The following is a 26,582-nucleotide window of genomic DNA, read 5'->3' on the forward strand; positions in this document are numbered from 1 at the left end:
TCTACTCCTCCTCGGTGCCATCGACGTCGCCCTCGGCCTCGGCGACCACCAGGGCGGCGCCCACCACCCGGTCGTTCTCGTCCATGCGCTGGAGGCGGACCCCCTGGGTCATGCGACCCAGGCGCGGGACGGTGGCGACCTTCTGGCGGATGACGATGCCGTGGGTCGTGACGATGACGATCTCCTGGTCCTCGTCGGCGAGCATGATGCTCGCGACCTTGCCGTTGCGGTTGGCGTTGAGCTTCATGTTGATGATGCCCAGGCCCCCGCGGCCCTGCTGGCGGTACTCGGCAAGCGACGTGCGCTTGCCGTACCCGTCGGTGGTGACCGAGAGCAGGTCGCCGACGGCCTTGCCGAGGGTCATGCCGATGACCGCGTCTCCCTCGCGCATGGTGATGGCGCGCACGCCACGGGCGGTGCGGCCCAGGGGCCGCAGCTCCTCGTTCTCGGCGAAGTGGATGGCCATGCCCTCCCGGGTGCCGATGATGATCGACTGGTCGCCGTCGGTGCGGCAGACCCAGCCGAGGCTGTCGCCGTCGTCCAGGGCGATGGCGATGATGCCCGAGCGGCGGATGCTCGAGAAGGCGGTGAGGTCCGTCTTCTTGATGACGCCGCCCCGGGTCAGCATGACCAGGTAGTCGCCCTCGGTGAACTCGGGGACGGGCACCACCGCGGTGATCGTCTCCTCGGGGCCCAGGGGCAGGAGGTTGACGATGTTGGTGCCCTTGGCCTGGCGACTGGCCTCGGGGATCTCGTAGGCCTTGAGGCTGTAGGCGATGCCCCGGTTGGAGAAGAAGACCACGTTGGCGTGGGCGTTGGTGACGAAGAAGTGGCGGATGAAGTCGTCCTCGCGGGTCTGCATGCCCGCGATGCCGCGGCCGCCGCGACGCTGCTTCTCGAAGGTGTCGGTGGACAGGCGCTTGATGTAGCCCTGGTCGGTGATGAAGATGGCCATGGGCTCGTCGGGGATCAGATCCTCCTGGCGGATCTCGCCGGGATCGTGCATGAGCTTGCTGCGGCGATCGTCGCCGTAGCGGTCCTTGACCGCCAGAAGCTCGGTCTTGATGATCGCCATGACCTTGGCGCGGTCGGCCAGGATCCCGAACAGCTCCTCGAGGTGGGCGCGCAGGTCCCGGTCCTCGTTCTCGAGCTTGTTGGACTCGAGAGCGGTCAGGCGGCGCAGCTGCATCTCGAGGATGGCGTTGGCCTGGATCTCGCTGAGCGCGAAGGTGGTCATCAGGCCGGTGCGGGCGGCCTCGGTGTTGTCGGCGCCGCGGATCAGGGTCACGATGGCGTCGATGTTGCGCTGGGCGACGAGCAGGCCCTCCACGATGTGGAGGCGCGCCTGGGCCTTCTTCTTCTGGTACTCGGTGCGGCGGATGACGACCTCGGCCCGGTGGTCGAGGTAGTGACCGAGGATCTCGTGAAGGCGCAGGACCTTGGGCTGGCCGTTGACCAGGGCGAGCATGATGACGCCGAAGGTGGTCTGGAGCTGGGTCTGCTTGTAGAGGTGGTTGAGCACCACCTGGGGGTTGGCGTCGCGCTTGAGCTCGATCACGACCCGGATGCCGCGGCGATCGCTCTCGTTGCGCAGATCCGAGATGCCGTCGAGCTTCTTGTCCTTGATCAGGTCGGCGATCTTCTCGATCAGGGGATCGGGGCCGACCTGGTAGGGCAGCTCGGTGATGATGATCGCGTTCTTGTTGTTCTTGATGGGCTCGATGTCGGTGACCGCGCGCAGGGTGATCGAGCCGCGGCCGGTGGTGTAGGCCTCGTGGATGCCCTTCTCGCCCAGGATGATGGCGCCGGTCGGGAAGTCGGGGCCCTTGACGTACTGGATCAGGTCGCCCGAGGTGAGGCTCGGCTCGTCGATCATGGCGATCAGGCCGTTGACGACCTCGCCCAGGTTGTGGGGGGGGATGTTGGTGGCCATGCCGACCGCGATGCCGGCCGAGCCGTTGACCAGCAGGTTCGGGATGCGCGAGGGGAGGACGACGGGCTCCTCGGTGGTGCCGTCGTAGTTGGGGTTGAAGTTGACCGTCTCGGAGTCGATGTCGGCGAGCATCTCGCTCGAGATGCGGCTGAGGCGGGCCTCGGTGTAGCGGTAGGCCGCCGCGGGGTCGCCGTCGACCGAGCCGAAGTTGCCGTGGCCGTCGATCAGCATGTAGCGCAGCGAGAAGTCCTGCGCCAGGCGCACCATCGCGTCGTAGACCGAGGCGTCGCCGTGGGGGTGGTACTTGCCGAGCACGTCGCCGACCACGGTCGCCGACTTGCGGTGCTTGCGCTCGGCGGTGAGGTTGTTCTCGTGCATGGAGAACAGGATGCGGCGGTGCACCGGCTTGAGGCCGTCGCGGACGTCCGGGAGCGCGCGCCCGACGATGACGCTCATGGCGTAGTCGAGGTAGGACTCCTTCATCTCGTCGCGCAGCGAGCGCGGAAGGATCCGTTCGGGGGTTTGCGGGGTATCGGACACGGAGGCCTCCATCCAGGGACGATCGAAATATGGCCGGAAAGACCTTGATTGTACCATGGATGGGGGGCGATAGGGGCGCGGTACGGGCCCGAGCGCCCTCGGGCGGCCGCGATCGCGGCCCCGCCTCGCTGCGGGCGTTCTATTTTTTGCTTAACCTGTTGACAATGGTGTCTCGTCTCTGGTATTAATTGTTTCACGGACGGCGCGGTGCGCTGCCGACACGTACCCGGTTCGTTCAATGGTAGGACAGCAGTTTCTGGCACTGCTTATCGAGGTTCGAATCCTTGACCGGGTGCCTACACCGCCCCTCTGGCCGATGGCCCGGGGGGCGGTTTCTCGTTATGGGGAGGCAGTCATGGAGAACCTGATCCTGCTCGGCTTCATGGGGGCGGGCAAGTCCACGGTCGGTGCGATCATCGCCGATCGCCTGGGCTGGGACTTCGTGGACCTGGACGAGGCGATTTCGCGCGAGGCGGGGCGCTCCGTCGCCGAGCTCTTCGAGACCGAGGGAGAGCACGGCTTTCGCGCCCGCGAGAAGGAAGCCCTCGCCCGGGCCTGCGCGCGATCGCACCAGGTGATCGCCCCGGGAGGCGGAGCGGTGCTCGATCCCGACAACGTGCGCCTGATGGCGGCCGCCGGCACCGTCGTGGTGCTGCACGCCCCCCCCGAGAAGCTGTGGCGCCGGGTGCAGGGAACCGACCGGCCGCTCGCGCAGGACCGCGAGGGCTTCTTGCGGCGCTACCGGGAGCGCGAGGCGCGCTACGCCGCCTTCCCGATCCGCATCTCCACCTCGTTCGGCCATCCGGGCCTTGCGGCCGACGCCATCCTCTCGCGCTGCTTCGGGCCCTCGCGCACGGTAAGGGTTGCGCTCGGCGCGCGCTCTTACGAGGTCTCGATCGAACCCAACGCCCTGGCGAGCCTCGGGGAGCGGATGGGGCGCGTCCTCAAGCCGGGCCCCTGCATGGTGGTGACCAACCCGACGGTTCAGCGCCTCTACGGTGAGGCCGCCAAGCGCGCCCTGGAGGCCGCCGGCTGGGAGCCCGTCTTCGGGGTGGTGCCCGACTCGGAGGGGGCCAAGTCTCTGAAGGAGGCCGAGCGCCTCTACGACCTGGCCGTCGAGCGCCGCCTCGAGCGCCAGAGCCCCGTGGTGGCGCTGGGCGGAGGGGTGGTGGGGGATCTCGCCGGCTTCGTGGCGGCCACCTACCAGCGCGGGGTGCCCCTGGTCCAGGTGCCCACGACCCTGCTCTCCCAGATCGACTCGTCGGTGGGCGGCAAGGTCGCCGTCAACCACCCCCGGGGCAAGAACCTCATCGGGGCCTTCCACCAGCCCGCCCTGGTGGTGGCGGATCCCCTGGTCCTTCACAGCCTGAGCGACCGCGAGTGGCGCGCCGGGCTCGCCGAGCTCGTCAAGTACGGGGTCATCCTCGACGCGCCCTTCTTCGACCGGCTCGCGGCCGACCTGCCGCTGTTGCAGGAGCGGACCCTCTCGGCCTTGGTGCCCGCGATCGCCAGGGCCTGCGAGCTCAAGGCGCAGGTGGTGGCCGAGGACGAGCGCGAGGGCGGCCTGCGGGCCATCCTCAACTTCGGCCACACCGTGGGGCATGCGATCGAGGCCGTCACGCGCTACCGCAGCTTTTTACACGGCGAGGCGGTGGCCATCGGCATGGTCGCGGCCGGGGCCATCGCCCGTGAGCTCGGCATGTGGGCCGCCTCCGAGCACGAACGCCTCGTCGCGTGGCTGAAGGAGGCGGGCCTTCCGGTGGAGATCAGGAACCTTCCCGTTCGCGCCCTGATGGAGGCCATGGCCCACGACAAGAAGGTCCAGGACGGGCGCCTGCATTTCGTGCTGAGCGAGGCCATCGGGCGCGTCACGCTGCGCTCGGACGTGCCCGGCGGGGTGGTCGAGAAGGTGCTGCGCGACCTGGGAGCGAACTGATTTTGAGGCTTCAGGCCGACGCCCCCGGTTCCTCACGGAAGCGGGGGCGTCGGCACGTGACCGGGCCTACTCCTGGACATCCTTGGCGCCCCGGCTGCGGCGCCCGATGGTGGAGTAGTAGTCCACCCCGCGGGTCTGCTTGAGGGTCTGGCCTCCCTTGCGACCGATCTCGGCGTAGTGCGCCTCGCCGTGCCGCTGGTAGGTGGAGGATCCACCCTTGCGGCCGATCTGGGCGAAGAACTCGCTGCCGCGCTCGGCCTTGACGGCCAGGCCGCCGCGACGTCCGGCTTCGACCTGACGGGGATCGCCCTTCTTGGGGCCTGGTTTCTTGCCTGCCATTGGTGTACCTCCTTCGAACGGGTTGGTCGGTCTTGCGCGTAAGGCGCTTACACTCTATTGACAGCCAGCTTAGCCGAAATGTTCCAGGCAAGTTGGCCTTTTTCCTTTTGTTCAAGTTACGACGATGTGTCGCTTGCGGATCCCGAGGGGCCTCCTTGTGGCGTTCGCGGCGCGAGGCTACCATGGAGGGCGCACGCGCGACGCGAGGAGGACGGAATGGACGAGTTGACGCACTTCGACGCCCAGGGCCGCGCCAGGATGGTGGACGTGGGGGACAAGGCCCCGACCGAGCGGGTGGCGCTGGCCGCCGGCACGGTCCGCATGCGGGACGAGACGCTCGATCGCATTGTCCAGGGCACCGTGGCCAAGGGGGACGTGCTCGCCGTCGCGCGGGTGGCGGCCATCATGGGCACCAAGCGCACGGCGGAAATCATCCCCATGTGTCACCCGCTCTCGATCTCGGGGGTGGAGGTCGATCTGGAGCCCGCGCGCGATCCCGCCCGGGTGGAGATCCGGGTGAAGGTCAGGGTCGAGGGGCGAACCGGGGTCGAGATGGAGGCCCTGACCGGGGTGATGGCCGCCGCCCTGACCCTCTACGACATGGCCAAGGCCATCGACCGCGACATGACGATCGATCGGGTGCGCCTGCTCTCCAAGGCGGGCGGCCGCAGCGGCGACTGGAGCCGGAGCTAGTCCGAAAGCAAGAGGGCCTCGAACGCCTCGCCCGCTTGCGCGCCGTCTCGCTCGGCCGGGATGACGAGCAGGGCGTTCGCCCGGGCCATGGAGGTCATCATCCCCGAGCTCTGGGACCCGGTCAGCCGCGCGCGATAGCCGTCGGGGCCGCTTTCGATCACGGCGCGCAGGAAGGCGGTCTTGCCCGCGGGCTTGCGGATGGCCTCGTCGAGCTTCGCACGCACCCGCCGCCCCTCCAGGTCGCGGTGCCCCATCATCTTGCGCAAGGCCGGCCGCACGTAGCAGGTGAAACAAACGAGGGCCGAGGCAGGGTTGCCCGGCAGCCCGAAGACCGGCTTGCCCGCCAGGGTGGCGAAGGTGAAGGGCTTTCCGGGTTGCTGGGCCACCCGGTCGAAGTGCACGGTGCCCATGGCGGCGAGGACCTCCGAGACGTGATCGAAGCGCCCCATGGAGACTCCCCCCGAGGTGATCAGGGCGTCGCAGGCGAGCGCCTCCTCGACCATGCGGCGGGTCTCTTCCCGGTCGTCGCGCGCCACCCCCACGGGGACCGGCACCGCTCCGGCCTCCATGACCATCCCCGCGAGGGAAATGGCGTTGCTCGCGTAGATCTGGCCGGGGCCGAGCGGCTCGCCGGGCTGCACCAGCTCGTCGCCGGTGGTGAGGATGGCGACCCGCGGGGCGCGGTGGGTCGGCACGTGGGATCGCCCGACTCCCGCGAGGAGTCCAAGGCGCGCGGCGTTCAGCGCGGTGCCCGCCTCGAGAACCAGGGCGCCTGGGGCGAGGTCCTCGCCGGCGCGGCGCACGCTCTGGCCCGGCCGGCACGGCCTGGCGAACCTGACTTGGCCATTCTCCTCGCGGGTTTCCTCGACCATGACCACCGCGTCGGCGCCGGGCGGCAGGATCGCTCCTGTCATGATGCGGCAGGCCTCGCCGGGGCCCACCGTCGGGGGCTCGCCGCACCCCGCCGCCACCTCGCCGACGACCGGCAGCCAGACGGGGTTGGCTTCCGAGGCGGGGGCAAGATCCGCCGCGCGGACCGCGTAGCCGTCCATCGAGGAGTTGTCGAAGGGCGGGTGCGCCGTCGCGGCGCGGACGTCCTCGGCGAGGGCCCGCCCCAGGGCCGCGAGCAGCGGGGTCGGCTCGGTCGGGGTCGGCCCGACGGCCTCGAGGATCAAGCTGCGTGCTGCTTCGACCGGGATCATGGGGCCTCCTTCGCTGTGCCTTACTGGGTGTATGATAGAGCATCCGCCGTTTCCGGGGTATCCGCCGCCCGACGTTCGAGGAGTCGTCTCATCCGTGCATCACTCTGAAGTCGACGGGGCCTTGAGCCGCGAGGAGCAGGAGCGCTACAGCCGCCACCTGGCGCTGGGCGAGGTCGGCGTGCGCGGGCAGGAACTGCTCAAAGAGGCCAAGGTCGCCGTGATCGGGGCAGGCGGGCTGGGCTCGCCCATCGCCGCCTACCTGGCCGCTGCGGGGGTGGGCACCATCGGGCTGGTGGACTTCGACGAGGTCTCGCTCTCCAACCTGCAGCGCCAGATCCTCTACGACACGGCCGGGGTGGGACGCCCCAAGGTCCACCAGGCCAAGGCCCGGCTACAGGCCATGAACCCGCACGTCCGCGTGGTCCCGCACGAGACGGCCCTGAGTGGTGAGAACGCCATGGAGCTGCTGGCAGGCTACGACTGGGTGGCGGATGCCACCGACGACTTCGGGACGCGCTACCTGCTCAACGACGCCTGCCGCCTGCTCGGCAAGCCCCTGGTCCACGCGAGCCTCCACCGGTTCGAGGGGCAGGTGACGGTCTTTGCCCCGGGCGGGCCGTGTTACCGCTGCCTGTACCCCGTCCCGCCGGCGGTCGCCATGCGCTGCTCGGATGCCGGGGTGCTCGGTGCGTTGCCGGGGATCCTGGGCGCGATCCAGGCCGGCGAGATCCTCAAGCTCATCCTCGGCATCGGCGTGCCCCTCGTCGGGCGCCTGCTGCTGGTGGACGGGCTCGGGACGCGCTTCGACGAGGTGGCGCTCGAGGCCGATCCCGGCTGCGCCCTGTGCGGCGAGCGCCCCACCCTCAGCGCCGTGAGCGACACCGAGGAGCGACGCTTCCCCGAGTGGGAGATCTCCCCGCGGGAGGTGGACGAGGTCCTGGGGCGGGCCCTGGTCATCGACGTCCGGGAGAGCCTCGCGGCGCTGCCCATGCTGCCGGGAGCGCGGCATGTGCCCTTCGCCAGGCTCGGCGAGGCGCTTCCTGAGGTGCCGAGCGATCGCCCGGTGGTGGTGTGCTGCACGAGCGGCGAGCTGAGCCTGAAGGCGGTGGCCCTGCTGCGGGGCGCCGGATGCGAGCAGGCGGTGAGCCTCGAAGGAGGGCTGCTGGCCTACTTCCGCCAAAGGGCCTAGGGGGTGCCGAGCAGCGCGAGGGCCTGGGCGTAGTCCTCGGGGTGGTTGAGGTTCCAGAAGCTGCGCAGCTCGGGATCGTGCGCCCGGAGGGCCTCGGGCGGGATCTCCCGGTACCTGACGTCGTCGATCAGGCCGCAGACGCGGCAGTCGCCGGCCCCCAGGCGCTCGCGCAGCACCGGCAGCAGGCGCCGCGAGTAGATCGCAAGCAGCGGCTCGCGGCCGCGCGGGGTACACGGCGCGATCACGTCGGCGTCGTCCGGCTCGGAGGCCAGGGCGCGAAGCAGCGCGGGTTCGAGGAAAGGCATGTCGCAGGCCACCAAGAGGACGCGATCCGCCTCGATGGCCTCGAAGGCGCTCGCCAGGCCCTCGAGCGGGCCGTTACCCGGGTGGCGATCGCCGATGCAGAAGGCTCCGGCAACGGGAAAGTCCGGCTGATTGGTGACGACCACGACCCGGGGGAAGACGCGACCCAGGGTGTTGTAAACCCGCGCGGCGAGGGGCTCGTCCCCGAAGGGCAGGCGCGACTTGTCCCGGCCCATTCGCTGGCTCTTCCCCCCCGCGAGCAACACGGCGACTTCGATCATGCGCATCTCCTGACTGTGCGAACCCTTAGCGATCCTTGACCATGGTAAGCGCCTCGGGGCAAAAGGCAAGCCGCTTCGACATTGTAAAACGCCGCGACCACGCGCTATGATGCTGGGCAAGGAGGGGGTCGTGCGCTTCAAAATCAGGCTCTTTGCCATGTTGAGGGAGGCCCAGGGGGCCGAACACGTCGCCCTGGACCTCGAGGAAGGGGCGACCATCGGGGCCGTGCGCCGGGCGATTGCGGAGGGCTTCCCCGCCCTGGCCGTGCACCTTCCGAGCGCGCGCTTTTCCGCTTCCTGTCGCTTCGTGGGCGACGACCACGTGCCGGCCGAAGGCGAGGAGCTTGCCCTCATCCCGCCGGTCAGCGGGGGGTGAGCCCATGCTCCTCGTGACGCCGGAAGCCATCGACCCCGCGGCGCTGGAGCGCCTGCTTTCCCATCCGGCCGCCGGCGGGGTGGTCACCTTCTCGGGGGTGGTCCGCGACCACAACGAGGGCCGGGAGGTCCTCTTCCTCGAGTACGAGGCCTATCCCGAGATGGCCACCTCGCAGCTCCAGGACATCCACCGGCGACTCGCCGAGCGCTGGCGGGTCGAGCGGGTCGTCATGGTTCACCGCACGGGCCGCCTGGCCATCGGCGAGGTGGCCGTGTTCGTGGGGGTCGCCGCCGCGCACCGGGCCGAGGCCTTCGACGCCTGCCGTTTCGGGATCGACACCATCAAGCGCGAGCTGCCGATCTGGAAGAAAGAGCACTTCGTCGGCGGCGAGGTCTGGGTCGAGGGCTGCTGCGGTTGAAACGGGCGCTTCCGCTTCTTTTGCTAGCCCTGCTGGCCCCGCCCGCTTCGGCCGCGGACCTCACGGTCGCCGCCGCCCCCAGCTCGCGCGAGGCGCTTCTGGACCTGGCCGGGCGCTTCCGGCAGCAGACGGGGCACCGGGTGAGGTTCGTCGTTGCCTCGTCCGGCAAGCTCTTCGTCCAGCTTCGAAACGGCTCGCCCTGCGCTCTCTTCTTCTCGGCCGACGACGTCTACCCCGCGCGCCTTCACGCCCTGGGCCTCGCCGAGGCGCCGCGCCCCTACGCGGCAGGGCGGCTGGTCCTCTGGGCGAGCAGGGCCTCGGGCCTTTCGGTCGCGCGGGGCCTCGCCGCTCTCGGCGACTTGCAAGGGGGAAAGGTGGCGATCGCAAACCCCGAGCTCGCCCCGTACGGTCGCGCCGCCGAGGAGGCCCTGCGGGCGGCCGGAGTCTACCCGGCGGTCTCCGCACGGCTGGTGCTCGGCGAGAACGTCGCCCAGGCGGCCCACTTCGCGGCGGTCGGAGCGGCGGATGCCGGCGTGCTTCCTCTTTCCCTCGCCCTTTCCCCGGAGCTCGAGAAGCGCGGCCGGTACGCCCTCGTCCCTGACGCCATGCACGCCCCCATCACCGCGTCGGCCGCCGTCGTGGGCGCCGGGCCCGACCGGGCCCTCGCGCGCCGTTTTTTGGCCTTCTGCACCTCCGAGGGCGCCAAGAGCGTCTGGCGGCGCCACGGGCTCGAACCCAGGTGATGCAGGAGCTCGCCCTCACGCTCAAGCTGGCGGCTGTCACGACCGTCGCCCTGATGGTCGTGGGGGTGCCCATCGCCTACGCGCTGGCTTTCGCCAGGGGCCGCTGGAAGCCGCTGCTCGAGGCGACGGTCCTGTTGCCCCTGGTGATGCCGCCGACGGTGCTCGGCTTCTACCTCCTGCTGGCCATGGCGAAGCTCGGCCCCTGGTGGGAGGGCCTCTTCCGCCAGCGCCTGGCCTTCACCTTCACGGGCCTGGTCTTCGCGTCAGTCTGCTTCAGCCTGCCCTTCGCCGTGCAGCCCGTTCAGGCCGCGTTTCGCGGGATCGACCCGCGCCTGATCGAGGCCTCGCGCACCCTCGGCGCCTCGCGGTGGCGCACTTTTTGGCGGGTGGTCCTGCCCGCCAGTCGTGCGGGGCTCGCCTCCGCGGCCCTGCTGACCTTCGCCCACACCGTCGGGGAGTTCGGGGTGGCCCTGATGGTGGGGGGCAACATCCCCGGCCAGACCCGCACCGTCGCCATCGCGCTGTACGACATGGTGGAGGCCATGGAGTACGACCGGGCGGGCCGCACGGCGCTCCTGCTAGTCGCCTTCTCCTACGCGGTGCTCTTCCTGCTCGCCAGGCTCAATCGAAGGGGGAGGGCCGGATGGAGCCCCTCCTGAGGGCCGCCTTCACCATGCGCCATCCCGGTTTCGAGCTGGCGTTCGAGCTGGGGCTCTCGGCTGGGATCACGGCGCTGATGGGCCCCTCGGGCTCGGGCAAGACCACGGCTATCCGGTGCCTGGCCGGCCTCGCGCGTCCCGAGGCGGGGGCCATCCGGTGGGGCGATGAGGTGTGGCTGGACGCGGCGCGCGGGGTGTTCGTCCCGGTCGAGAAGCGACGGATCGGCTTCGTCTTCAAGGACTTCGCCCTTTTCCCCCACATGACCGTCTGGGAAAACATTCGCTACGGCGCCCGGGGCCGTGGCCGGGGGCGCGACCTGCTCGAGATGCTCAGGATTTCGCACCTGGCCGATCGCCGACCCGCCGAGCTCTCGGCGGGCCAGCAGCAGCGGGTCGCGATCGCGCGGGCCATCGCGAGCGAGCCGCGCCTGCTGTTGATGGACGAGCCCTTCTCGTCGCTCGATCCCCCCCTGAAGCGCCACCTGCTCGCGGAGGTCTCGGAGCTGGTGCGTCGCACCGGTATCCCGACCCTGGTGGTCACCCATGACCTGGAAGAGGCGAGCGCCCTGGCCGATGAAATCGCCGTCCTGGCCGGGGGGCGGATCCTTCAGGTGGGCCCGGTGCGGACGGTCATGACCGCGCCGCAAAGCCCCGAGGTCGCGCGCCTGGTGGGCATCCGCAACTGCTTCGAGGGGGGGGACGGAGAACCGGACTGGTGCGTGCGCTCGGATCGCCTGGTCCTGAGCGCGCCCGGCGACGAGGGGGCCGATCGCGTCCTGCTGACGGTGCAGGAGGTGGTCCTCGAGGCGGGGGGGATCCGCATCCAGGGCCGGGCCGCGGGCTTCGACCGGCTCGAGGTGAGGGTGCCCCTCTCCGCGATCGAGGGGCCCGGGCCCGCGATCGGCGATACCCTTGGCCTGCGCATCCCCCCGGAGGCCATCCATCGCTTCGCGCGTTGCCGGGATTGACGCTGCGGGGTCCGATCCGATTGAATGGTCCAATCGCCTCGCCCCGGAAAAAGGAGTACTGATGGAGCGGCTCGTCGACTCGTACCAGCGGACGATCACCTACCTGAGGCTCTCGCTGACCGACCGGTGCAACCTGCGGTGCCTTTACTGCATGCCCGCCGAGGGTCTGGACTGGATCCCTTCGGCCGCCGTGATGCAGGACGACGAGATCGTGACGCTCCTGCGCGACGTCTTTCTCCCCTTGGGCGTGACCAAGGTTCGGCTGACCGGGGGCGAGCCCACCCTGCGCAAGGGCCTTCCTGCGCTGGTCGAGCGTCTCGCGGCCCTGCCGGGCCTCTCGGACCTCTCCATGACGACCAACGGCATCTTCCTCTCGAAGCTCGCGGCGCCTTTGGCGAGCGCGGGGCTGAAGCGCATCAACGTGAGCGTGGACAGCCTGAAGCCCCATCGCTTTTCCGCCATCACCCGCGGGGGCGACCTTTCGAAGGTGCTCGCCGGGGTCGACGCGGCGATCGCGGCGGGGATCCATCCGGTCAAGCTCAACGTCGTGCTGATCCCGGGCACCAACGACGACGAGGTCCTGGACTTCGCGGCGCTCACCTTCGAGCGGCCGGTCCATGTGCGGTTCATCGAGATGATGCAGGTGGGCGACAAGGCCTTCTTCGATGAGAAGGGCTACGTGCCGATCCAGGAGATGATCGACCTGATCGCAGAGCGCCACGGGATCGCGCCGTCCGACGAGGCGATCGCGGGCAACGGCCCGGCCAGGGTGATGCGCCTGGCCGGCGCGGTGGGGACGCTGGGGTTCATCAGCCCCATGAGCCAGAACTTCTGCCATACGTGCAACCGCCTGCGCCTGACGGCCGATGGCCAGATCAAGGCATGCCTGATGCGCCCCGAGGAGCAGGATCTGCTCGGCCAGCTCCGCGCCGGGACCGACCCGGGCGTGCTGCGCGAGACCGTCCGTGCGGCGCTCGGGATCAAGCCCCTCCACCACGAGTGGGGCGCCGACGCGCCGATCGTGCGCACCATGTCCCGCATCGGGGGATAGCTTGCCCTCCTCGGAGGTCGCCGGCTCATGCCTCGTTTGACAGGCCTTGCGCACCTCCGATACCTTAGGATCGGTGGGGTGTGGCCATGCGGACCCTGGGTTCACGGTCGCTCCCCTTGCGGTGACACTTGACGAGGGTGGTGCATGTTCTACCAACCAAAGACGCTCGAGGAAGCGCTCGCGCTCAAGGCTGAGTTCGGCCTCGGCGCGCGCTTCCTGGCAGGCGGGACCGACGTGGTGGTCCAGATGAAGAAGGGTCGCCTCGCGCTGGAGCGCGTGATCGACCTGAGCCGCCTGCGCGATCTGGCCGAGGCGCGCCTCGAGGACGACGTGTGCTACGTCGGCGCCCTCTGCACCCATCGCGCCCTCGAAGCGTGGCCCATCCCGGTTCTCGCCGCCGCGGCCCGCCAGGTGGGCGGCCCCCAGATCCGCAACCGCGGCACCGTGGGCGGCAACGTCGGCACGGCGAGCCCCGCGGGCGACGTGTCGGTCGCCCTCTTGGCCCTGGACGCCACGGTCGATCTGGCCGGCGTGGGCGGCACCCGGGCGATGCCCTTGCGCGACTTCTTCGTCGGGGTGGGCAAGACCGCCATCGCCCCCGACGAGCTCATCACGGGCTTCCGCTTCCGGCGCCCGGCCAAGAGCGGCTTCTACAAGAACGGCAAGCGCCACTCGGTGGCGATCTCGGTCGTCAGCGCCGGGGCCTGCGTCTGGGAGGACGGCTCGGTGGCCCTCGCCCTGGGCTCGGTGGCCGCCACCCCCCTGAGGCTGACGGGCACCGAGGCCTTCCTGCGCGAGCGCGGGCTGGGGGCTGAGGCCATTGCCGAGGCCGGCCGCCTCGCCACCGAGGAGGTCCGCCCCATCACCGACCACCGGGCCTCGGCCGACTATCGCCGTGCCGTCTCGGGCGTCGCCGTCAGTCGCCTGCTTTCGCAGCTCCAGGGAGGTAAGCATGACGCTCTCGTCTAACCCGTTCGTTCCCTTGCCCCTGGTCGACGACCAGGCGACGTACCGCCTAAGCTGCACGCTCAACGGCAAGCCCGTCGAGGCGACGGTCCATCCCCTCTCGACCCTGCTGGAGGTGCTGCGCGAGGATCTGCGCTACACCGGCACCAAGGGCGCCTGTCACGAGGGCGAGTGCGGATCCTGCACGGTGCTGGTCGACGGGGTGCCCATGAACTCCTGCCTCATCCTGGCGCCCCAGGCCCAGGGGGCCGAGATCGTCACGGTCGAGGGTCTCGCCGACGGCCAGACGCTCGATCGGGTCCAGGAGGCCTTCCTCGCCTGCGGAGCGGTGCAGTGCGGCTACTGCACGCCGGGCCTGGTCATCTCGGCCAAGGCCCTGCTCGAGAAGATTCCCGACCCCACCCCCGAGGAGATCCGCAAGGGGATGGAGGGGAACATCTGCCGCTGCACCGGCTACGTGAAGGTCGTGGATGCGGTCGTGCAGGCCGCCAAGGCGAGCGCAGGAGGTTGCCATGCTGAGTAACACCTCGGGGCCGGTGGGAACGCCCGTCCGCCGCAACGACGCCCGGGCCAAGGTGAAGGGCGACACCAAGTACGGCGGGGACCTGGCGGGTGCCGATGCCCTGCACGTGGCGGTCCTGCGCAGCGCGCACGCCCACGCCGAGATCCTGGGCATCGACAAGCGCGAGGCCGAGGCCCTTCCCGGGGTGGTCGCCGTCTACACCGCCGAGGACGTGCCCGGCACCAACACCCACGGCCTGATCAGCCGCGACCAGGAGCTGATCGCAAGCCGCTTCGTCCGCTACACCGGCGACGCGGTGGCGGTGGTGGTCGCCGAGACCGCCAAGATCGCCCACCGCGCCCTCAAGGCGATCAAGGTCGATTACCGCCCGCTGCCCGGCGTCTTCTCCATCGACGAGGCCCTGGCCGAGGGCGCTCCGTCGGTCCACCCGAACGGCAACGTGTTCGGCAACCAGCCCATCCGGCGAGGCGACGCCGCGGCCGCCATGGCCGGCGCCTTCGTCACGGTCGAGGCCACCTACGAGACCCAGGCCGTCGATCACGCGTTCCTCGACCTGGAGGCCGGCATGGCCTACATGGACGGCGACGTCCTCACCATCGAGGCCTCCGGCCAGTGGGTCCACGAGGAGCAGCGCCTGCTTGCGATCGCGCTCGGCCTGCCGCTCGAGAAGGTGCGCTGCATCCAGCCCGCGACCGGCGGCGCCTTCGGCGGGCGCGAGGACCTGGGCATCCAGCTCTATCTCGGGCTTGCGGCCCTCAAGACCGGCCGCCTGGTGCGCCAGGACTACGACCGCGCCGAGTCCATGACCGCGCGCCACAAGCGCCACCCCCTGCGCATCCACTACAAGCTCGGCGCTGACCGAGAGGGCAACCTGGTCGCGGCCGAGGTCAAGGCCTACACCGAGAAGGGGGCCTACGCCTCGACCGGCATCGCCGTCATGCGCAAGTCCGCAAGCCACGCCACCGGTCCCTACCGCGTCCCCAACATCCACGTGGACGTGATCGGCGTCTACACCAACCACAACCCCAACGGCGCCATGCGCGGCTTCGGCGCGGCCCAGATGGCGGTGGCCTACGAGGGGACCATGGACCTGCTTGCCGACAAGCTCGGCATGGACCGCCTGGAGCTCCGGCGCAAGAACGTCATCCGCCAGGGCGAGATGGTGACGACCACCCAGATCGTGCCGGTGGCGACCGCGGCCGAGTGCCTCGAGGAGGCCCAGCGCCGCATCGGGTGGGACGCCAGGAACTACGAGACCGATAAGCCTCACCTCAGGCGCGGCTACGGCCTCTCGAGCTTCTGCTTCGGCCTCGGCTACGGGGGGGGCTTCCCCGACGCCTCGCGCGCGCGGGTGCGCTTCGCCGAGGACGGTGCGCTGGAGCTGTACACCGGCGCGGTCGAGGTCGGCCAGGGCCTTACCACGGCCATGGCGCAGATCGCAGCCCAGGAGTGCGGCGTTCCGGCCGAGTCGGTCCGGGTGATCTGGGCCGACAGCGCCAGGACCCCCGAGGCCGGTTCGAGCTCTGCGAGCCGCCAGACCTACTTCACGGGCTCGGCGGTTCGCCTTGCGGCCTCTGAGCTCAAACAGCAGCTCCTCGACATCGCCGCGGCCATGGTCGGCGTCCACTGGGACGACCTGACGCTGAGCGAGGGCCACGTGGTCGGGCACCAGATCCCGGCCGGCCACTGCCCGATTTCCGACGTGGTCGCCGAGGGCCGCAAGCGCGGCTACTCGCTGGAGGCGACCTCCCTGTTCAAGCCGCCCACCGTGCCCGAGGGCAAGGACGGCCTGTCGCCCCTCTCCTTCGTCACCTACCTCTTCGGCAGCCACGCCTGCTCGGTCCTGGTGGACGTCGAGACGGGCGAGGTCCAAGTGGAGAGGATCGTGGCGGTCCACGACGTGGGCAAGGCCATCAACCCGCAGCTCGTGAGCGGCCAGATCGAGGGCGGCGTCGCCCAGGGGCTCGGCATGGCCCTGATGGAGGAGGTCGTGCGCCGCGAGGGCAAGATCCTCAACCCGGGCTTCACCGACTACATCCTGCCCACCATGGTGGACGTGCCCCAGATCGAGGCGGTGGGCCTCGAGCACCCCGACCTGGGCGGCCCTTACGGGGCGCGCGGCATCGGCGAGCCCCCGCTGATCGGTACTCCGCCCGCGATCCTCTCGGCGATCGCGGACGCCATCGGCACCCAGGTGACGCAGCTGCCCGCGACCCCCGAGCGCGTTTGGCGCGCCATCCAGCAGAAGGCCAAGCCTTGACCACCAGCCGCGAAACGCTCGAGCACCTGATCCCCTTCCTGAGGGGAGACCAGCCGGTCGCGCTGGTGACCATCGTGGGGTCGAGCGGCTCGATCCCCAACGCGGTCGGGGCCAAGATGGTCGTCGCCGCCGACGGGACCCGGCTCGCCGGGACCGTCGGCGGAGGCGAGATCGAGCTGGAGGCTCTGCGCCTTGGCGCCGAGGCCGTCGCCACCGGCAAGAGCAAGATGGGCTCCTACCACCTCACGGAGAAGCACGCCCACGGGATCGGGATGATGTGCGGGGGGACGGTTCAGCTGTTCATGGAAGTCTACGCCCCGCCCACGCGCCTGGTCCTGGTGGGGGCCGGCCACGTGAACATCGAGGTGGCTCGCTTCGCGCGTCACCTCGGGATCGCGGTGACGGTCATCGACGAGCGCCCCGAGTGGGCCAGCGTCGAGAACTACCCCGACACCGAGATCATCCCCTACCGCGCCGCCGAGGGGATGAAGCGGCGGGAGTGGAAGGCCGGCGATTACCTGATCATCGCGACGGCCGACGCCGACACCGAGTCGCTACGCACGGCCATCCACTTGCCCTGCCGGTACGTGGGGCTGGTCGCGAGCAAGCGCAAGACGGTGCAGATCCTCAAGAACCTGGAAGCCGAGGGGCAAGACCTCTCGGGCCTGAAGCCCCGGCTGCGATCGCCGGTGGGCCTCGATCTCGGGGGCAAGTCCCCGGCCGAGCTCGCCCTGTCGATCGTGGCCGAGATCCAGGCCGATCGCAACGGTCGCGACGCGCGCCCCCTGTCCTTCGTCGATCGGATCCCCGCCTCCAAGGAGAAGGCCGCGACGTGATCGCGCGCGAGCGCGTCGCGGCCGTCGTGACCGCCGCGGGCTTCTCGTCGCGGATGGGCAGCCCCAAGGCGCTGCTCGACTGGCACGGCAAGCCCCTCTTGCAGCACCAGATGGATGGCCTCGCCGGCTTCGGCGAGGTCATCGTCGTGCTCGGGCACGAGGCCGAGCGCATCCGCTCGGAGCTGAGATTGGGGGCGAACTGTCGCGTGGTCGTCAACCCCAGCTACCCGCAAGGGAGGGCCTCCTCGCTGCGCGCGGGGTTCGAGGCGCTCGCCACGGCGCCGCAGGCCGTGCTGGTCGTCGGAGTGGACCAGCCCTTTTCAGCCGAGAGCCTCGACTTGCTCTTGGCCGCGATGGAGCCCGAGACCCCGATCGCACTTCCGGTCGCAGCGGGGCGTCGCGGTCATCCCGCGCTGTTCGCCGGCAGATTGCTCGACGAGCTGCGCCGGGTCACCGAGGAAGGCGAGGGACTCCGCGCGGTGGTACGAAGCCACCCTGTGCGCGAAGTCCCCGTGTCGGGGCCCTTCCTGGACTTGAACCGGCCTCAGGATTACGCAGAGGCCATCGTCGCCTCGCGCTGACGCGCTCAGGCCAGACTCGTCGCGGCCGCCTTGTCGACCAGCTTCTTGGCCAGCCGGTTGTGCTTGCGTACCGCCTCCTCGAGGTCGAGGGTGGTGAGGCGGCCATCCCGGACGATGGCCCGGCCGTTGACGAAGACGTGGCGGGGCTTGGTGGTCTGGCAGAGGGAGAGCGCCGCCACCGGGTCGTGGATCCCCGCCCCGGCGTAGGCCACGTCCGATAGGTCGAAGATGGCGAGGTCCGCCATCTGGCCGGGGGCGATGGAACCGATCTCGTGACGGCCGAGCACCTCCGCGCCGCCGCGGGTGGCGAGGCGAAGGGCTTCGTGGGCCGAGTACTTCATGCCGTAGCGCATGCGCCCCAGCAGGAGCGCCTGGCGGGCCTCGGCGAGCATGGAGCCGCCGTCGTTGCTCGACGAACCGTCCACCGCGAGTCCCACCCGCGCACCGGCCTCGACCAGCTCGAGGACCCGGGCGATGCCGGACCCCAGGCGCATGTTGGAGCTCGGGCAATGGGCGATGCCCGTCCGGGTCCGCCCCAAGAGGGCGACTTCCTCGTCAGTGAAGTGGATGCCGTGGGCCAGGTACACGTCCGGACCCAGCCAGTCCAGCTCCTCGAGCAGACCGAGCGGGCGCACGCCCATGGTCTCGAGGCAGAAGCGCTCCTCGTCGAGCGTCTCGGCCAGGTGGGTGTGGAGCAGAAGGCCGTGCTTGCGCGCGAAGTCGCGCGTCTCGGCCATGATGGCCTTGGTCACCGAGAAGGGCGAGCATGGCATCAGGTCGATGCGGGTCATCGCCCCGTCGCCTCGATCGTGGTACTTGGCGACCAAGCGCTCGACGTCCGCCATGATGGCGTCCGAGTCCTGCACGACCGAGTCGGGGGGCAGCCCCCCGGCGCTCTTGCCGAGCGACATGGAGCCGCGGCCGGCGTGCATGCGGATGCCAACGTCCTTGGCCGCCCGGATCACCGCGTCGAGGGTCACGTCCGAGCCCTTGGGGAAGACGTAGAACATGTCGCTTGCCGTGGTGCAGCCCGACAGGGCGAGCTCGGAGAGGCCGCACACCGCGCTCCAGTAGACCATCTCGGCGTCGAGCCCGGCCCAGATGGGGTACTGGGTCGTTAGCCACTCGAAGAGCTCGGCATTCTGCGCCGCGGGAAGGCCGCGGGTCAGGGTCTGGTAGAGGTGGTGGTGGGTGTTGACCAGCCCCGGGATCGCGAGGTGACCGCGCAGGTCGAGGATCTCGTCCGGGATCGCGTCGCTGGTCGCTGCATCGGCCAGGCGATCGCCCTCGATCAGCAGGTCCATCGTGACGCACTCGCCGGCGTTCGCCGTCATGGGCGCGACCTGGAGGTTTCTCAGCAGGATGGTGGACATGGGCCCTCCCGTCAGCCTAAGGGGACAGGCGTTATCTTACCCCGGACGAGAGCAAGGAGCCAGCAGCGCCGACCCGCTTCAGGACGCGATCCAGGGCCTGGGGGACCTCGGCCAGGACGGCGGCCTCGTCGAAGGTGAGCAGCTGCGAGTCCCGGTAGACCATGCGCCCGTCGACCATGGTCATCCGAACGTCCGTCGTGCGGGCCGCGTAGACGAGCTGCGAGTAGACGTTCTCCTCGGTGCTCGGCACCACGTGCGAGCCGGTGAGGGCGACGGCGACCACGTCCGCGCGCTTGCCCACCTCGAGGCTGCCCAGCTCGTGCTCCTGGCCGATGGCCCGCGCCCCGCCGAGGGTGGCGAGCGCGAAGACCTGGGGGGCCGGCATGCTGGTTGGGCCGTGGATCGGCTTCTGGATGAGGGCCGCCATGCGCATCTCCTGGAAGCCGTCGAGGTTGTTGTTGCAGGGCGCGCCGTCCGCGCCGATCGACACGTGGATCCCGCGCGACAGCAGGTCGGGGACCTGTGCGATGCCCGAGCCCAGTTTCAGGTTGGAGGAAGGGCAGTGCAGCACCTTGGTGCCGGTTCGGGCCAGGATCTCCTTTTCGGCCTCGTCCAGCCAAATGCAGTGCGCCAAGAGCAGGTTGGGGCCGGCGAGGCCCAGGTGCTCGAAGTAGGCCACGTTGCGCTTTCCGCGCTCGTTCATGACCAGGGCGATCTCGTCCTGGTTCTCGGAGGCGTGGGTGTGGACCAGCACCCCGAAGTGGCGCGCCGCCTCCCCGACCTTGCGCAGCAGCTCCTCGGTGCACGAGACCGCGAAGCGCGGGGCGAAGGCGTAGCGGATGCGGCCTTCGTCGGCCCCATGCCATTTCTCGAGCAGTCGGATGCTCTCGCTCAGCGAGTCGTGGGTGCCCTCCATCAGGCTTTCAGGCACCCCGCCCCCCGCGTCCATCATGACCTTGCCCACGTGAGCGCGGATCCCCGAGCGCTCGATGGCGCGGATGGCGCGATCGGTGTGGTGAACGGTCTCCATGTCCACGATGGTCGTGGTGCCGCCCCGCAACAGCTCGGCGATTCCGAGGTAGGCGGAGGTCTCCAGGCTGTCGGGGTCGTGGCCGCCCTCGAAGGGCCAGATCCGGTCCTTGAGCCAGTCGAGCAGCAGCAGGTCATCGGCCAGGCCGCGGAAGAGGGTCTGGCAGAGGTGGATGTGCGTTTGGATGAGGCCCGGGATCAAGGTGAGACCCTGGCAATCGATCACCTCGGCGTCGGCCGGAGCCGCGAGCCCGGGGCCGATCCCGGCGATCCGGCCGTTCTCGACCAGGAGATCCGCGCGCAGCACGTCGCGCCGCGCGTTCATGGTGACCAGGCGTGCGTTCGTGAAAAGGGTGGTGGACCGTTGCATGGACGAACTCCTCAGAGGGTGGCCGCGCTCGGGGCGGATTCGCTGGCGACGGGGCGGCGCATCAGGTCCATGGCCATGCCGACGAAGACGATGGCGATCCCGACCCACTGGATCGGATCCGGGCGCTCGCCGAGCATGGCAAAGGAGCCCGCGAGCCCGAAGACGGGCACCAGGTAGGCGAAGGCCCCGGCCTTCGCGGCAGGCAACTTGCTGAAGCCCCAGTACCAGCCGGCGTAGCTGAAGGCCGTCGAGAAAAGGGCCAGCACCAGCATCGCCCCCCAGGTCGTCGGGGACAGGCCGGATGCAAGGGCCGACAGGCGCGGCATCGGCACTGCGGGCAGCATGGCGAGCGTGGCGATCCACATGGCCAGTGCGGTACTGAAGAGGGGCGGCAGCTGCTTGCTGATGAACTGGCTGAGCACGGAGGCGAGGGCCGTGCAGAGGGGGGCGATGAGGATGATGAGCACGGCGAGCGGCGAGCCGCCGCCGGCCAGGCCGGTGCTCGCCGTGACCAGGACGACGCCCGCGAACGAGATGAGCAGGCTGATCTTGCGGCGGGTCGGGACCCGCTCCTTGGACACGTACCGGGCGAGGATCGCGGTGAAGATGGGGCTGCTCGAGACGAGGACCCCGGTGATCCCGGCCGGCGTCCCCATGCCCTGGCCGATGGTCGCGAACAGGTTGAAGCCCGCCAGGCCAATCAGGCCGAGCAGGGCGACGAGGCCGAGGGTCTTGGCGGAGAGCCCCTTGAGGCTGCGGCGGTGAACGAAGAGGAACGGGGTGAGGGCGATGGCGGCGATGCCCAGGCGCAGGAGGATGGCCTCGAAGGGGGTGAGCTCCTGGAGGGCGATCTGGACGAGGGGGAAGCCTTGGCCCCAACCGATCGCCACCAGGACGAGAATGGCGATCGGCATGAGTTGAGGGTTCACGTTTGCTCCTTGAAGGGTTCGGAAAAACGCCCGGGGCAGGGAGGGGCGACCCTCCCTGCCCCGGGGCAGAGGTCTAGAGGCCGATGTTGCGGGCGATGACGATCCGCTGGATCTGGCTGGTGCCCTCGCCGATCTCGCACAGCTTGGAGTCGCGCATCATGCGCTCGACCGGGAAGTCCTTGGTGTAGCCGTAGCCGCCGAGGATCTGCACCGCGTTGTTGGTGACCCGGTTCGAGACCTCCGAGGTGAACAGCTTGGCCTGGGCGCCCTCGAGGGTGTGGGGAAGGCCGGCGTCCTTGAGGCGCGCCGCGTGGTAGACCATCATGCGCGCGGCGTGCAGCTCGGTGGCGGCGTCGGCGAGCATGGCCTGGACCATCTGGAACTTGCCGATGTTCTGGCCGAAGGCCACGCGCTCCTTGGCGTAGGCGAGGGCCGCCTCGTAGGCGCCGGTCGCGATGCCCAGGGCGAGGGCGGCGATCGAGATCCGGCCGCCGTCGAGGGTCTTCATTGCCTGTTTGAAGCCGGTGCCCTCCTCGCTGATCATCAGCTCGGCGGGGATGCGGCAGTTCTGGAACGAGAGGGCCGTGGTGGGCGACCCACGCATGCCCATCTTGCGCTCGTGCTTGTCGATGGCGAAGCCGGGGGTGTCGGTGGGCACGATGAAGCTCGAGATGCCCTTGTTGCCCTTGCTCTTGTCGGTCATCGCCATGACGATGACGTACTTGGCGTGGGTGGCGTTGGTGATGAAGTTCTTGGCGCCGTTGAGGACGAAGTGGTCGCCGTCGCGGACCGCGGTGGTCTGCTGGCGCGCCGAGTCGGAGCCCGCCTGGGGCTCGGTGAGGGCCCACGAGCCCATGTACTCGCCCGAGGTCACGAAGGGCAGCCAGTCCTGCTTCTGCTTCTCGGAGCCGAAGTAGACCAGGGGCATGGAGCCCAGGCTGATGTGCGCCGCGTAGGAGAGGCCGGTCGAGCCGCAGACCTTGGCGAGCTCCTCGACGGCCAGGACGTAGCTCATGGTGTCGGAGCCGGCGCCGCCGTAGGCCTCGGGGACGGGCACGCCCATCAGGCCGAGCTTGCCGAGCTTGTCGAAGGTCTCCTTGGCGAAGCGCTCGGTCTCGTCGATCTCGGCGGCGATGGGGGCGACCTCGCGCTTGGCGAACTCGCGAACCATCTCCTGGAGCTGCAGTTGCTCGTCGGTGAGCCCGTACAGGTTGGTGGCCGAGTAGGGGCTGTTGAGCATCGTGGTGGCCATGGTGATCCTCTCTGTGCGATCTGCCGCCGACGCATCGGGCGTGCAGCAGGGACTGGCGGTCGCCTCGGGCATGAAGCGGCACGGCGCGTCCATTATAGGCGCGCTGGCGGCGTTTTTCAACCGAGGGATTAACCCGGGGTTAACCCTCGCGCGGGGACCAGGGACCGGCAGGGCGCTCGGGCGCGCGGAGTTTCTCCGTTTTGGATCTGCGTCGGGGCCGCAGGGCACCGCTACGATCGGGATGCTCTGAAGGAGGGAGTTCACGATGGACCGAGACGCGCGCCTCAAGATGGCGCTGGAGCTGACCCGCCTGGTCTGGGATCTCAGGACTCCGCTGCCCGCCGAACAGGGGCGTGCCGAGCACATCCTGGACGTCTTCGCCTCCTGCTACGGGTGCGTCGAGGCGCTGGAGCACGTTGAGCAGCCGGTCGTTCCGGCGGACTGAGCGTTCCGGCGACGCCGTCCCTTCGATCCGCCAAATGGCCTACCTCGCGGGGGCCATCCGGCGGATCTCTTTGCGGGCGTCTTGTGCGATGATTCGAACAACCAAGCGGTCGCACTCGCGTCTTCAAGGAAAGGAAGCGGCGATGTTCAACAAGCGTTTCACCATGGTCCTGCTCGCGGCAACTGCCACGGTCTCGATGGCCGGCTGCGCGATGCTGCCCACCAGTCTCTTCGGAAAGCTCAGCCAGTCGGATCTCGCCGCGGCCCAGGCGATGATCAACGATTCGCTGGTCGCGCTCCAGACCGATGCCGACATGAGCATCGCGTCGGTGATCTCGGATGACGCCTCTTACGCCACCATGGGCCTCGGCGACGCGAAGGGCGCTCCTATGGATCGCTTCAAGGAGCGTGCCAAGCCCCGCCTCGAGAAGGCCCGCGGCGGCATCCGCCACGCCGAGCGCTCCGAGGATCCTAACGATCGCGGCGGCAAGACCGGAAAGGTCAAGATGGACGTCAACGGCCGCCACGGCAACGAAGTGCGGACGGTCGAGAAGGTCGTCGACGCCGACGGCAAGCTGGTCGAGGTCACGGTGCACTTCGAGCTCAGCCACAAGAACGGCATGACGCTGGTCAGCGATCGCCACCGCAAGCTCGGCGAGGACGGCGCCTGGACCTCCACCTTCAAGAGCGTCTTCACCCGTAAGGACGGCAAGACCAAGACCGTCGAGTGGAGCCGCGTCGAGGCCGCCGACGGCACCGAGTCGGGCCAGGGCACCATCACGCGCTTCGATGGCTCGGTCGTCACCATCGCGATCACCAAGAGCGCGGACGGCACCGTCGTCACCAAGGTCACCGATTCGCGCCAAAAGGTGGACGCCGAGCTCACCCAGGGCGACACCGCGACCGATGCGACGGTCGTCGTGACCGATGGCGAGAGCGGTCAGACCGAGAAATCGACCATCCCCGACACCGAGGCCGTCGAGCCCAGCGAGCAGTAATCAACGCTGCCCATCAGCCGGGGACCGGAGCCGTCAGGCTCCGGTCCCCGTGCCCTTGCGTGCCCCTCACCGTCTCGATCCGGTAGCGCCGCCCGTCGGTTCGCACCGTGACGGCCCCGTCCCGGTCGGTCCGGTAGACGGGGCCGCGCCGACTCAGGCGCGCGAGCGTCTCGCCGGACGGGTGCCGGAAGGTGTTGCGCGCGCCGACCGAGACGATGCTCGCGCTCGCGCCCACCGCGTCCAGGAACTCCGCGCTTGAGCCGTAGCGCGAGCCGTGGTGCGCCACCTTGAGCAGCGTCGCCGCAAGCCCGGCGCGCTGAGCCCGCACCAGGCGCCCTTCGGCCTCGTGCTCGATGTCGGCCGCGAAGAGCATCTTGAACGCGCCGTAGCGGAGCCTGACGACCACCGAGTTGTTGTTGGGGTCGGATCGCGTGCCGGCGAGCAGCGGCGCTTCGGGGGCGAGCACGTCCAGAAAGAGCCCCGGCTCGAGGCACAGCGTCTCTCCCCCCCGGGCCGATCGCCATGGCACCCTGCGCTGCAGCATGGCGGCGAAGAGGTCGCGATGCGCGGCCTCTTCGCTCGCCTGGCCGTTCTCCAGCACCTCCTCGCAGGGCAGCGCCGAGAGGATCGCGCCGGCGCCGCCCAGGTGGTCGAGGTGGGGGTGGGTCACGATGAGCCCCGCCAGGCGCGTGGCCCCCTGGCGCCGCAGGAAGGGCAGGATCGTGCGCTCGCCCGCATCTCCCCCCTCCCAGCAAGGGCCCGCGTCGATCAGGAACCACCGGGCGCGCGGGGTCTTGATCGCGATCGCATCTCCTTGTCCCACGCTCAGGACGGTGATTTCCAGCTCGCCGGCGCGAGGCAGGCCTCGCCCCAGCACCAGCGCGATCGAAAGCATCGCCGAGAGCAGAAGGCCCCCGTACCGCGCGTGCTTCGCGCAGCGCAGGCCCCAGAGGAGCAGGAGGTAAAGGGCGCCGCCGCCGAGCCGGCCGAGAGGGATCAGGTAGAGGCTCGAGCCGGGCAGGCCGTGGAGAAGCCCGACGCAGAGCCGGAAGGCCCGCAGCAGGAGACTCAGCAGCACGAAGGGCGGCTGGAGCCAGGCCCCGTCGATCCCGATCGCATGGGCCGTCGCCGTCAGCGGGACCACCACGGCGCCGGCGAGGGTAAGCGCCTCCACGAAGCCCATGGCCAAAAGGTTGGCTAGAAGCGCCCAGGCCGAGGCCTGCCCGAAGACCGAGAGCTGCAGGGGCGTGACCCAGATGAGTGCCGAGAGGGAGGTGGCGACGGCGCCGGCCAGCCAGCCCGGAAGGCGCTGCAGGCGTCCCTGGAGGAGCGGGGCGGTGTCGAGCAGGGCGTAGGTGGCCAGCGCGCTGAACAGGAAGCCGAGATCCAGGATCATGGAGGGGGTGTGCAGGAGCATGGCCCAGACCGCGATCATGAGCGGCCAGAGGCGGCGAGCGCGGCGCCGGGCGCCCCAGGCGAGGAGGTTGGCCTCGGCCATGATCACGGCCCGGGCGATCGAGGGGGGCATTCCCGTCATGAGGCCGTACACCAGGATCCCCGCGCCGGCGAGCGGGACCGCGAAGCGCCGCTTCATGCGAAGAGCGGCGCAGAGTCCCTTGAGGGCGCCGAGCACGATCAGCACCTGCGCGCCGGAGGCCGCGAGGACATGGGCCAGCCCCACGTCCCGGAAGCGACCGGCTTCCTCGGGGTCGAGAGGGGAGGCGCCGCTGCCGAGCAGCAGGCTCCCGAGAAGCGCGGCCTCCTCGGGGGGCAGGTGCGCGCCCAGGGCGACCATGGCGCTCTCCTTGAGCGCGATCGCCATCCCGGCGAGACTCCAGGGGGCCGCCTCGATCCGCTCCCAGCGGCGCGCGCTCAGCACCGCGAACAGGCCGCGCCGCGCCAGGGCGTCGCGGTACGACCCCTCGCCCGGGTTCGCGGGGGCTTCCGGGCGATAGAGGCCGCCCTCGAGGCTGATCCGATCGCCGAGCCGTGGCCTTTCTGAGCCCGCGAGCCTGACCAGCACCCGGCCGCCCAGGCGGCCTGGATAGGGGGCGCTCATGCGTTCCGGCTCGAGCTCGAAGCGCGCGCCGCCTTGGGTGGCGACGGGATCCGTCCGGACCCGCCCGCTCACGACCAGCCAGCGCATGGGGGCGAGCCTCGCCGCGTCGTCGTGGGCCTCGCGCGCCGAGCGCAGCTGGCTCCAGCCCATGGAAAGGACCAGCAGGCTCGTGGCCAGCACGCCTTGCCAAAGCCAGGGCCTCAGGTGCCGGCGCCCGAGCCCCCAGAGCCCGAGGCCCGCGAGCGCCAGCGCGAGCGCCGGCCACGGCGCCTGGAGCGGCGCGAGGATCCCCAGGCACCAGCTCGCCAGAGCCAGGATCGCCGTTCGCACG

Annotated in this window: 25 protein-coding genes and 1 tRNA gene; 17 read left to right on the forward strand and 9 right to left on the reverse strand. The window is 70.0% G+C overall.

Annotated features, from left to right (window positions below; translation table 11 throughout):
- Nucleotide 1: 1 nt before the first annotated feature.
- On the reverse strand, nucleotides 2–2,473 hold the full coding sequence (gene gyrA / locus V6D00_04950) for a DNA gyrase subunit A (GenBank protein HEY9898510.1): 2,472 nt from the start codon (nucleotides 2,471–2,473) through the stop codon (nucleotides 2–4).
- A gap of 224 nt (nucleotides 2,474–2,697) precedes the next feature.
- On the opposite strand from gyrA, the gene V6D00_04955 reads away from it, so the two are divergent.
- Together V6D00_04955 and aroB are read left to right on the forward strand one after the other, a co-directional pair.
- Nucleotides 2,698–2,768 (forward strand) — tRNA-Gln (locus V6D00_04955).
- A gap of 60 nt (nucleotides 2,769–2,828) precedes the next feature.
- Entirely contained in the window at nucleotides 2,829–4,409 is a 1,581-nt protein-coding gene (gene aroB / locus V6D00_04960; GenBank protein ID HEY9898511.1) for a 3-dehydroquinate synthase, read from the forward strand.
- Between the two features lie 66 nt (nucleotides 4,410–4,475).
- Here aroB and V6D00_04965 read toward each other — a convergent pair whose 3' ends face one another.
- A complete protein-coding gene (locus tag V6D00_04965; protein ID HEY9898512.1) occupies nucleotides 4,476–4,748 on the reverse strand; it encodes a hypothetical protein in 273 nt (90 codons plus the stop codon).
- 216 nt (nucleotides 4,749–4,964) lie between these two features.
- Between V6D00_04965 and moaC the strand changes: the two genes are divergently transcribed.
- Nucleotides 4,965–5,441: a cyclic pyranopterin monophosphate synthase MoaC gene (gene moaC / locus V6D00_04970; GenBank protein ID HEY9898513.1), complete on the forward strand. Its 477-nt coding sequence runs from the start codon at nucleotides 4,965–4,967 to the stop codon at nucleotides 5,439–5,441.
- On the opposite strand, the gene glp is transcribed toward moaC, so the two are convergent.
- On the reverse strand, nucleotides 5,438–6,643 hold the full coding sequence (gene glp / locus V6D00_04975; GenBank protein ID HEY9898514.1) for a gephyrin-like molybdotransferase Glp: 1,206 nt from the start codon (nucleotides 6,641–6,643) through the stop codon (nucleotides 5,438–5,440). The genes moaC and glp overlap by 4 nt on opposite strands.
- Before the next feature lie 94 nt (nucleotides 6,644–6,737).
- Here glp and moeB point away from each other — a divergent pair, with 94 nt between their 5' ends.
- On the forward strand, nucleotides 6,738–7,832 hold the full coding sequence (moeB, locus tag V6D00_04980) for a molybdopterin-synthase adenylyltransferase MoeB (protein HEY9898515.1): 1,095 nt from the start codon (nucleotides 6,738–6,740) through the stop codon (nucleotides 7,830–7,832).
- On the opposite strand, the gene V6D00_04985 is transcribed toward moeB, so the two are convergent.
- The gene (locus V6D00_04985) at nucleotides 7,829–8,416 is read right to left on the reverse strand and encodes a molybdenum cofactor guanylyltransferase (GenBank protein ID HEY9898516.1); all 588 of its coding nucleotides are present in this window, start codon (nucleotides 8,414–8,416) and stop codon (nucleotides 7,829–7,831) included. The two genes, moeB and V6D00_04985, sit on opposite strands and share 4 nt — an antisense overlap.
- A gap of 130 nt (nucleotides 8,417–8,546) precedes the next feature.
- Between V6D00_04985 and V6D00_04990 the strand changes: the two genes are divergently transcribed.
- The 11 genes from V6D00_04990 to V6D00_05040 all read left to right on the forward strand — a co-directional run bounded on the left by V6D00_04990 (nucleotide 8,547) and on the right by V6D00_05040 (nucleotide 17,797).
- Nucleotides 8,547–8,792: a MoaD/ThiS family protein gene (locus V6D00_04990; GenBank protein HEY9898517.1), complete on the forward strand. Its 246-nt coding sequence runs from the start codon at nucleotides 8,547–8,549 to the stop codon at nucleotides 8,790–8,792.
- Between the two features lie 4 nt (nucleotides 8,793–8,796).
- The gene (locus tag V6D00_04995; GenBank protein HEY9898518.1) at nucleotides 8,797–9,210 is read left to right on the forward strand and encodes a molybdenum cofactor biosynthesis protein MoaE; all 414 of its coding nucleotides are present in this window, start codon (nucleotides 8,797–8,799) and stop codon (nucleotides 9,208–9,210) included.
- A 20-nt stretch (nucleotides 9,211–9,230) separates the two neighbouring features.
- Complete coding sequence (gene modA, locus V6D00_05000; GenBank protein HEY9898519.1) at nucleotides 9,231–9,953, forward strand: molybdate ABC transporter substrate-binding protein; 723 nt, start codon at nucleotides 9,231–9,233, stop codon at nucleotides 9,951–9,953.
- A complete protein-coding gene (gene modB, locus V6D00_05005) occupies nucleotides 9,953–10,612 on the forward strand; it encodes a molybdate ABC transporter permease subunit (GenBank protein HEY9898520.1) in 660 nt (219 codons plus the stop codon). Before modA ends, modB begins: the two co-directional genes overlap by 1 nt.
- Nucleotides 10,597–11,580, forward strand: a complete 984-nt coding sequence (locus V6D00_05010) for an ABC transporter ATP-binding protein (protein ID HEY9898521.1) — start codon at nucleotides 10,597–10,599, stop codon at nucleotides 11,578–11,580. The genes modB and V6D00_05010 overlap by 16 nt, the downstream gene beginning before the upstream one ends.
- 61 nt (nucleotides 11,581–11,641) lie before the next feature.
- Nucleotides 11,642–12,631 carry a GTP 3',8-cyclase MoaA gene (gene moaA, locus V6D00_05015; protein ID HEY9898522.1) on the forward strand — a complete coding sequence of 330 codons (990 nt, stop codon included), beginning with the start codon at nucleotides 11,642–11,644 and terminating at the stop codon, nucleotides 12,629–12,631.
- 144 nt (nucleotides 12,632–12,775) lie between these two features.
- Nucleotides 12,776–13,600 carry a xanthine dehydrogenase family protein subunit M gene (locus V6D00_05020; GenBank protein HEY9898523.1) on the forward strand — a complete coding sequence of 275 codons (825 nt, stop codon included), beginning with the start codon at nucleotides 12,776–12,778 and terminating at the stop codon, nucleotides 13,598–13,600.
- The gene (locus V6D00_05025) at nucleotides 13,584–14,120 is read left to right on the forward strand and encodes a (2Fe-2S)-binding protein (protein ID HEY9898524.1); all 537 of its coding nucleotides are present in this window, start codon (nucleotides 13,584–13,586) and stop codon (nucleotides 14,118–14,120) included. Before V6D00_05020 ends, V6D00_05025 begins: the two co-directional genes overlap by 17 nt.
- Nucleotides 14,110–16,380 carry a xanthine dehydrogenase family protein molybdopterin-binding subunit gene (locus tag V6D00_05030; protein HEY9898525.1) on the forward strand — a complete coding sequence of 757 codons (2,271 nt, stop codon included), beginning with the start codon at nucleotides 14,110–14,112 and terminating at the stop codon, nucleotides 16,378–16,380. Before V6D00_05025 ends, V6D00_05030 begins: the two co-directional genes overlap by 11 nt.
- On the forward strand, nucleotides 16,377–17,216 hold the full coding sequence (locus V6D00_05035) for an XdhC family protein (GenBank protein HEY9898526.1): 840 nt from the start codon (nucleotides 16,377–16,379) through the stop codon (nucleotides 17,214–17,216). Before V6D00_05030 ends, V6D00_05035 begins: the two co-directional genes overlap by 4 nt.
- A complete protein-coding gene (locus tag V6D00_05040; protein ID HEY9898527.1) occupies nucleotides 17,213–17,797 on the forward strand; it encodes a nucleotidyltransferase family protein in 585 nt (194 codons plus the stop codon). Before V6D00_05035 ends, V6D00_05040 begins: the two co-directional genes overlap by 4 nt.
- Nucleotides 17,798–17,802: 5 nt before the next feature.
- On the opposite strand, the gene V6D00_05045 is transcribed toward V6D00_05040, so the two are convergent.
- The 4 genes from V6D00_05045 to V6D00_05060 all read right to left on the reverse strand — a co-directional run bounded on the left by V6D00_05045 (nucleotide 17,803) and on the right by V6D00_05060 (nucleotide 22,750).
- Nucleotides 17,803–19,170, reverse strand: coding sequence for an 8-oxoguanine deaminase (locus V6D00_05045; GenBank protein ID HEY9898528.1), 1,368 nt, complete (start codon nucleotides 19,168–19,170; stop codon nucleotides 17,803–17,805).
- A 31-nt stretch (nucleotides 19,171–19,201) separates the two neighbouring features.
- Nucleotides 19,202–20,569 (reverse strand): 5'-deoxyadenosine deaminase, encoded by a 1,368-nt coding sequence (locus tag V6D00_05050; protein ID HEY9898529.1) that lies wholly within the window; start codon nucleotides 20,567–20,569, stop codon nucleotides 19,202–19,204.
- 11 nt (nucleotides 20,570–20,580) lie between these two features.
- The gene (locus V6D00_05055) at nucleotides 20,581–21,498 is read right to left on the reverse strand and encodes a DMT family transporter (GenBank protein HEY9898530.1); all 918 of its coding nucleotides are present in this window, start codon (nucleotides 21,496–21,498) and stop codon (nucleotides 20,581–20,583) included.
- A gap of 73 nt (nucleotides 21,499–21,571) precedes the next feature.
- A complete protein-coding gene (locus V6D00_05060) occupies nucleotides 21,572–22,750 on the reverse strand; it encodes an acyl-CoA dehydrogenase (protein HEY9898531.1) in 1,179 nt (392 codons plus the stop codon).
- A gap of 265 nt (nucleotides 22,751–23,015) precedes the next feature.
- On the opposite strand from V6D00_05060, the gene V6D00_05065 reads away from it, so the two are divergent.
- Nucleotides 23,016–23,195 (forward strand): hypothetical protein, encoded by a 180-nt coding sequence (locus V6D00_05065; protein HEY9898532.1) that lies wholly within the window; start codon nucleotides 23,016–23,018, stop codon nucleotides 23,193–23,195.
- A 142-nt stretch (nucleotides 23,196–23,337) separates the two neighbouring features.
- Nucleotides 23,338–24,192, forward strand: coding sequence for a hypothetical protein (locus V6D00_05070; protein ID HEY9898533.1), 855 nt, complete (start codon nucleotides 23,338–23,340; stop codon nucleotides 24,190–24,192).
- A gap of 13 nt (nucleotides 24,193–24,205) precedes the next feature.
- Here the strand turns inward: V6D00_05070 and V6D00_05075 are convergent, their stop codons facing one another.
- Nucleotides 24,206–26,581, reverse strand: coding sequence for a DNA internalization-related competence protein ComEC/Rec2 (locus tag V6D00_05075; GenBank protein ID HEY9898534.1), 2,376 nt, complete (start codon nucleotides 26,579–26,581; stop codon nucleotides 24,206–24,208).
- Nucleotide 26,582 lies beyond the last annotated feature (1 nt).

This window comes from Pantanalinema sp. (assembly GCA_036704125.1).
Classification (GTDB): domain Bacteria; phylum Cyanobacteriota; class Sericytochromatia; order S15B-MN24; family UBA4093; genus JAGIBK01.

Excerpts from the sequence above, each read along its gene's own strand:
- aroB (HEY9898511.1), top strand. The coding sequence starts at position 2,829 with ATGGAGAACCTGATCCTGCTCGGCTTCATGGGGGCGGGCAAGTCCACG.
- V6D00_04965 (HEY9898512.1), bottom strand. The coding sequence starts at position 4,748 with ATGGCAGGCAAGAAACCAGGCCCCAAGAAGGGCGATCCCCGTCAGGTC.
- moaC (HEY9898513.1), top strand. The coding sequence starts at position 4,965 with ATGGACGAGTTGACGCACTTCGACGCCCAGGGCCGCGCCAGGATGGTG.
- glp (HEY9898514.1), bottom strand. The coding sequence starts at position 6,643 with ATGATCCCGGTCGAAGCAGCACGCAGCTTGATCCTCGAGGCCGTCGGG.
- V6D00_04985 (HEY9898516.1), bottom strand. The coding sequence starts at position 8,416 with ATGATCGAAGTCGCCGTGTTGCTCGCGGGGGGGAAGAGCCAGCGAATG.
- V6D00_04995 (HEY9898518.1), top strand. The coding sequence starts at position 8,797 with ATGCTCCTCGTGACGCCGGAAGCCATCGACCCCGCGGCGCTGGAGCGC.
- modB (HEY9898520.1), top strand. The coding sequence starts at position 9,953 with ATGCAGGAGCTCGCCCTCACGCTCAAGCTGGCGGCTGTCACGACCGTC.
- V6D00_05010 (HEY9898521.1), top strand. The coding sequence starts at position 10,597 with ATGGAGCCCCTCCTGAGGGCCGCCTTCACCATGCGCCATCCCGGTTTC.
- moaA (HEY9898522.1), top strand. The coding sequence starts at position 11,642 with ATGGAGCGGCTCGTCGACTCGTACCAGCGGACGATCACCTACCTGAGG.
- V6D00_05020 (HEY9898523.1), top strand. The coding sequence starts at position 12,776 with ATGTTCTACCAACCAAAGACGCTCGAGGAAGCGCTCGCGCTCAAGGCT.
- V6D00_05025 (HEY9898524.1), top strand. The coding sequence starts at position 13,584 with ATGACGCTCTCGTCTAACCCGTTCGTTCCCTTGCCCCTGGTCGACGAC.
- V6D00_05030 (HEY9898525.1), top strand. The coding sequence starts at position 14,110 with ATGCTGAGTAACACCTCGGGGCCGGTGGGAACGCCCGTCCGCCGCAAC.
- V6D00_05045 (HEY9898528.1), bottom strand. The coding sequence starts at position 19,170 with ATGTCCACCATCCTGCTGAGAAACCTCCAGGTCGCGCCCATGACGGCG.
- V6D00_05050 (HEY9898529.1), bottom strand. The coding sequence starts at position 20,569 with ATGCAACGGTCCACCACCCTTTTCACGAACGCACGCCTGGTCACCATG.
- V6D00_05060 (HEY9898531.1), bottom strand. The coding sequence starts at position 22,750 with ATGGCCACCACGATGCTCAACAGCCCCTACTCGGCCACCAACCTGTAC.
- V6D00_05065 (HEY9898532.1), top strand. The coding sequence starts at position 23,016 with ATGGACCGAGACGCGCGCCTCAAGATGGCGCTGGAGCTGACCCGCCTG.
- V6D00_05070 (HEY9898533.1), top strand. The coding sequence starts at position 23,338 with ATGTTCAACAAGCGTTTCACCATGGTCCTGCTCGCGGCAACTGCCACG.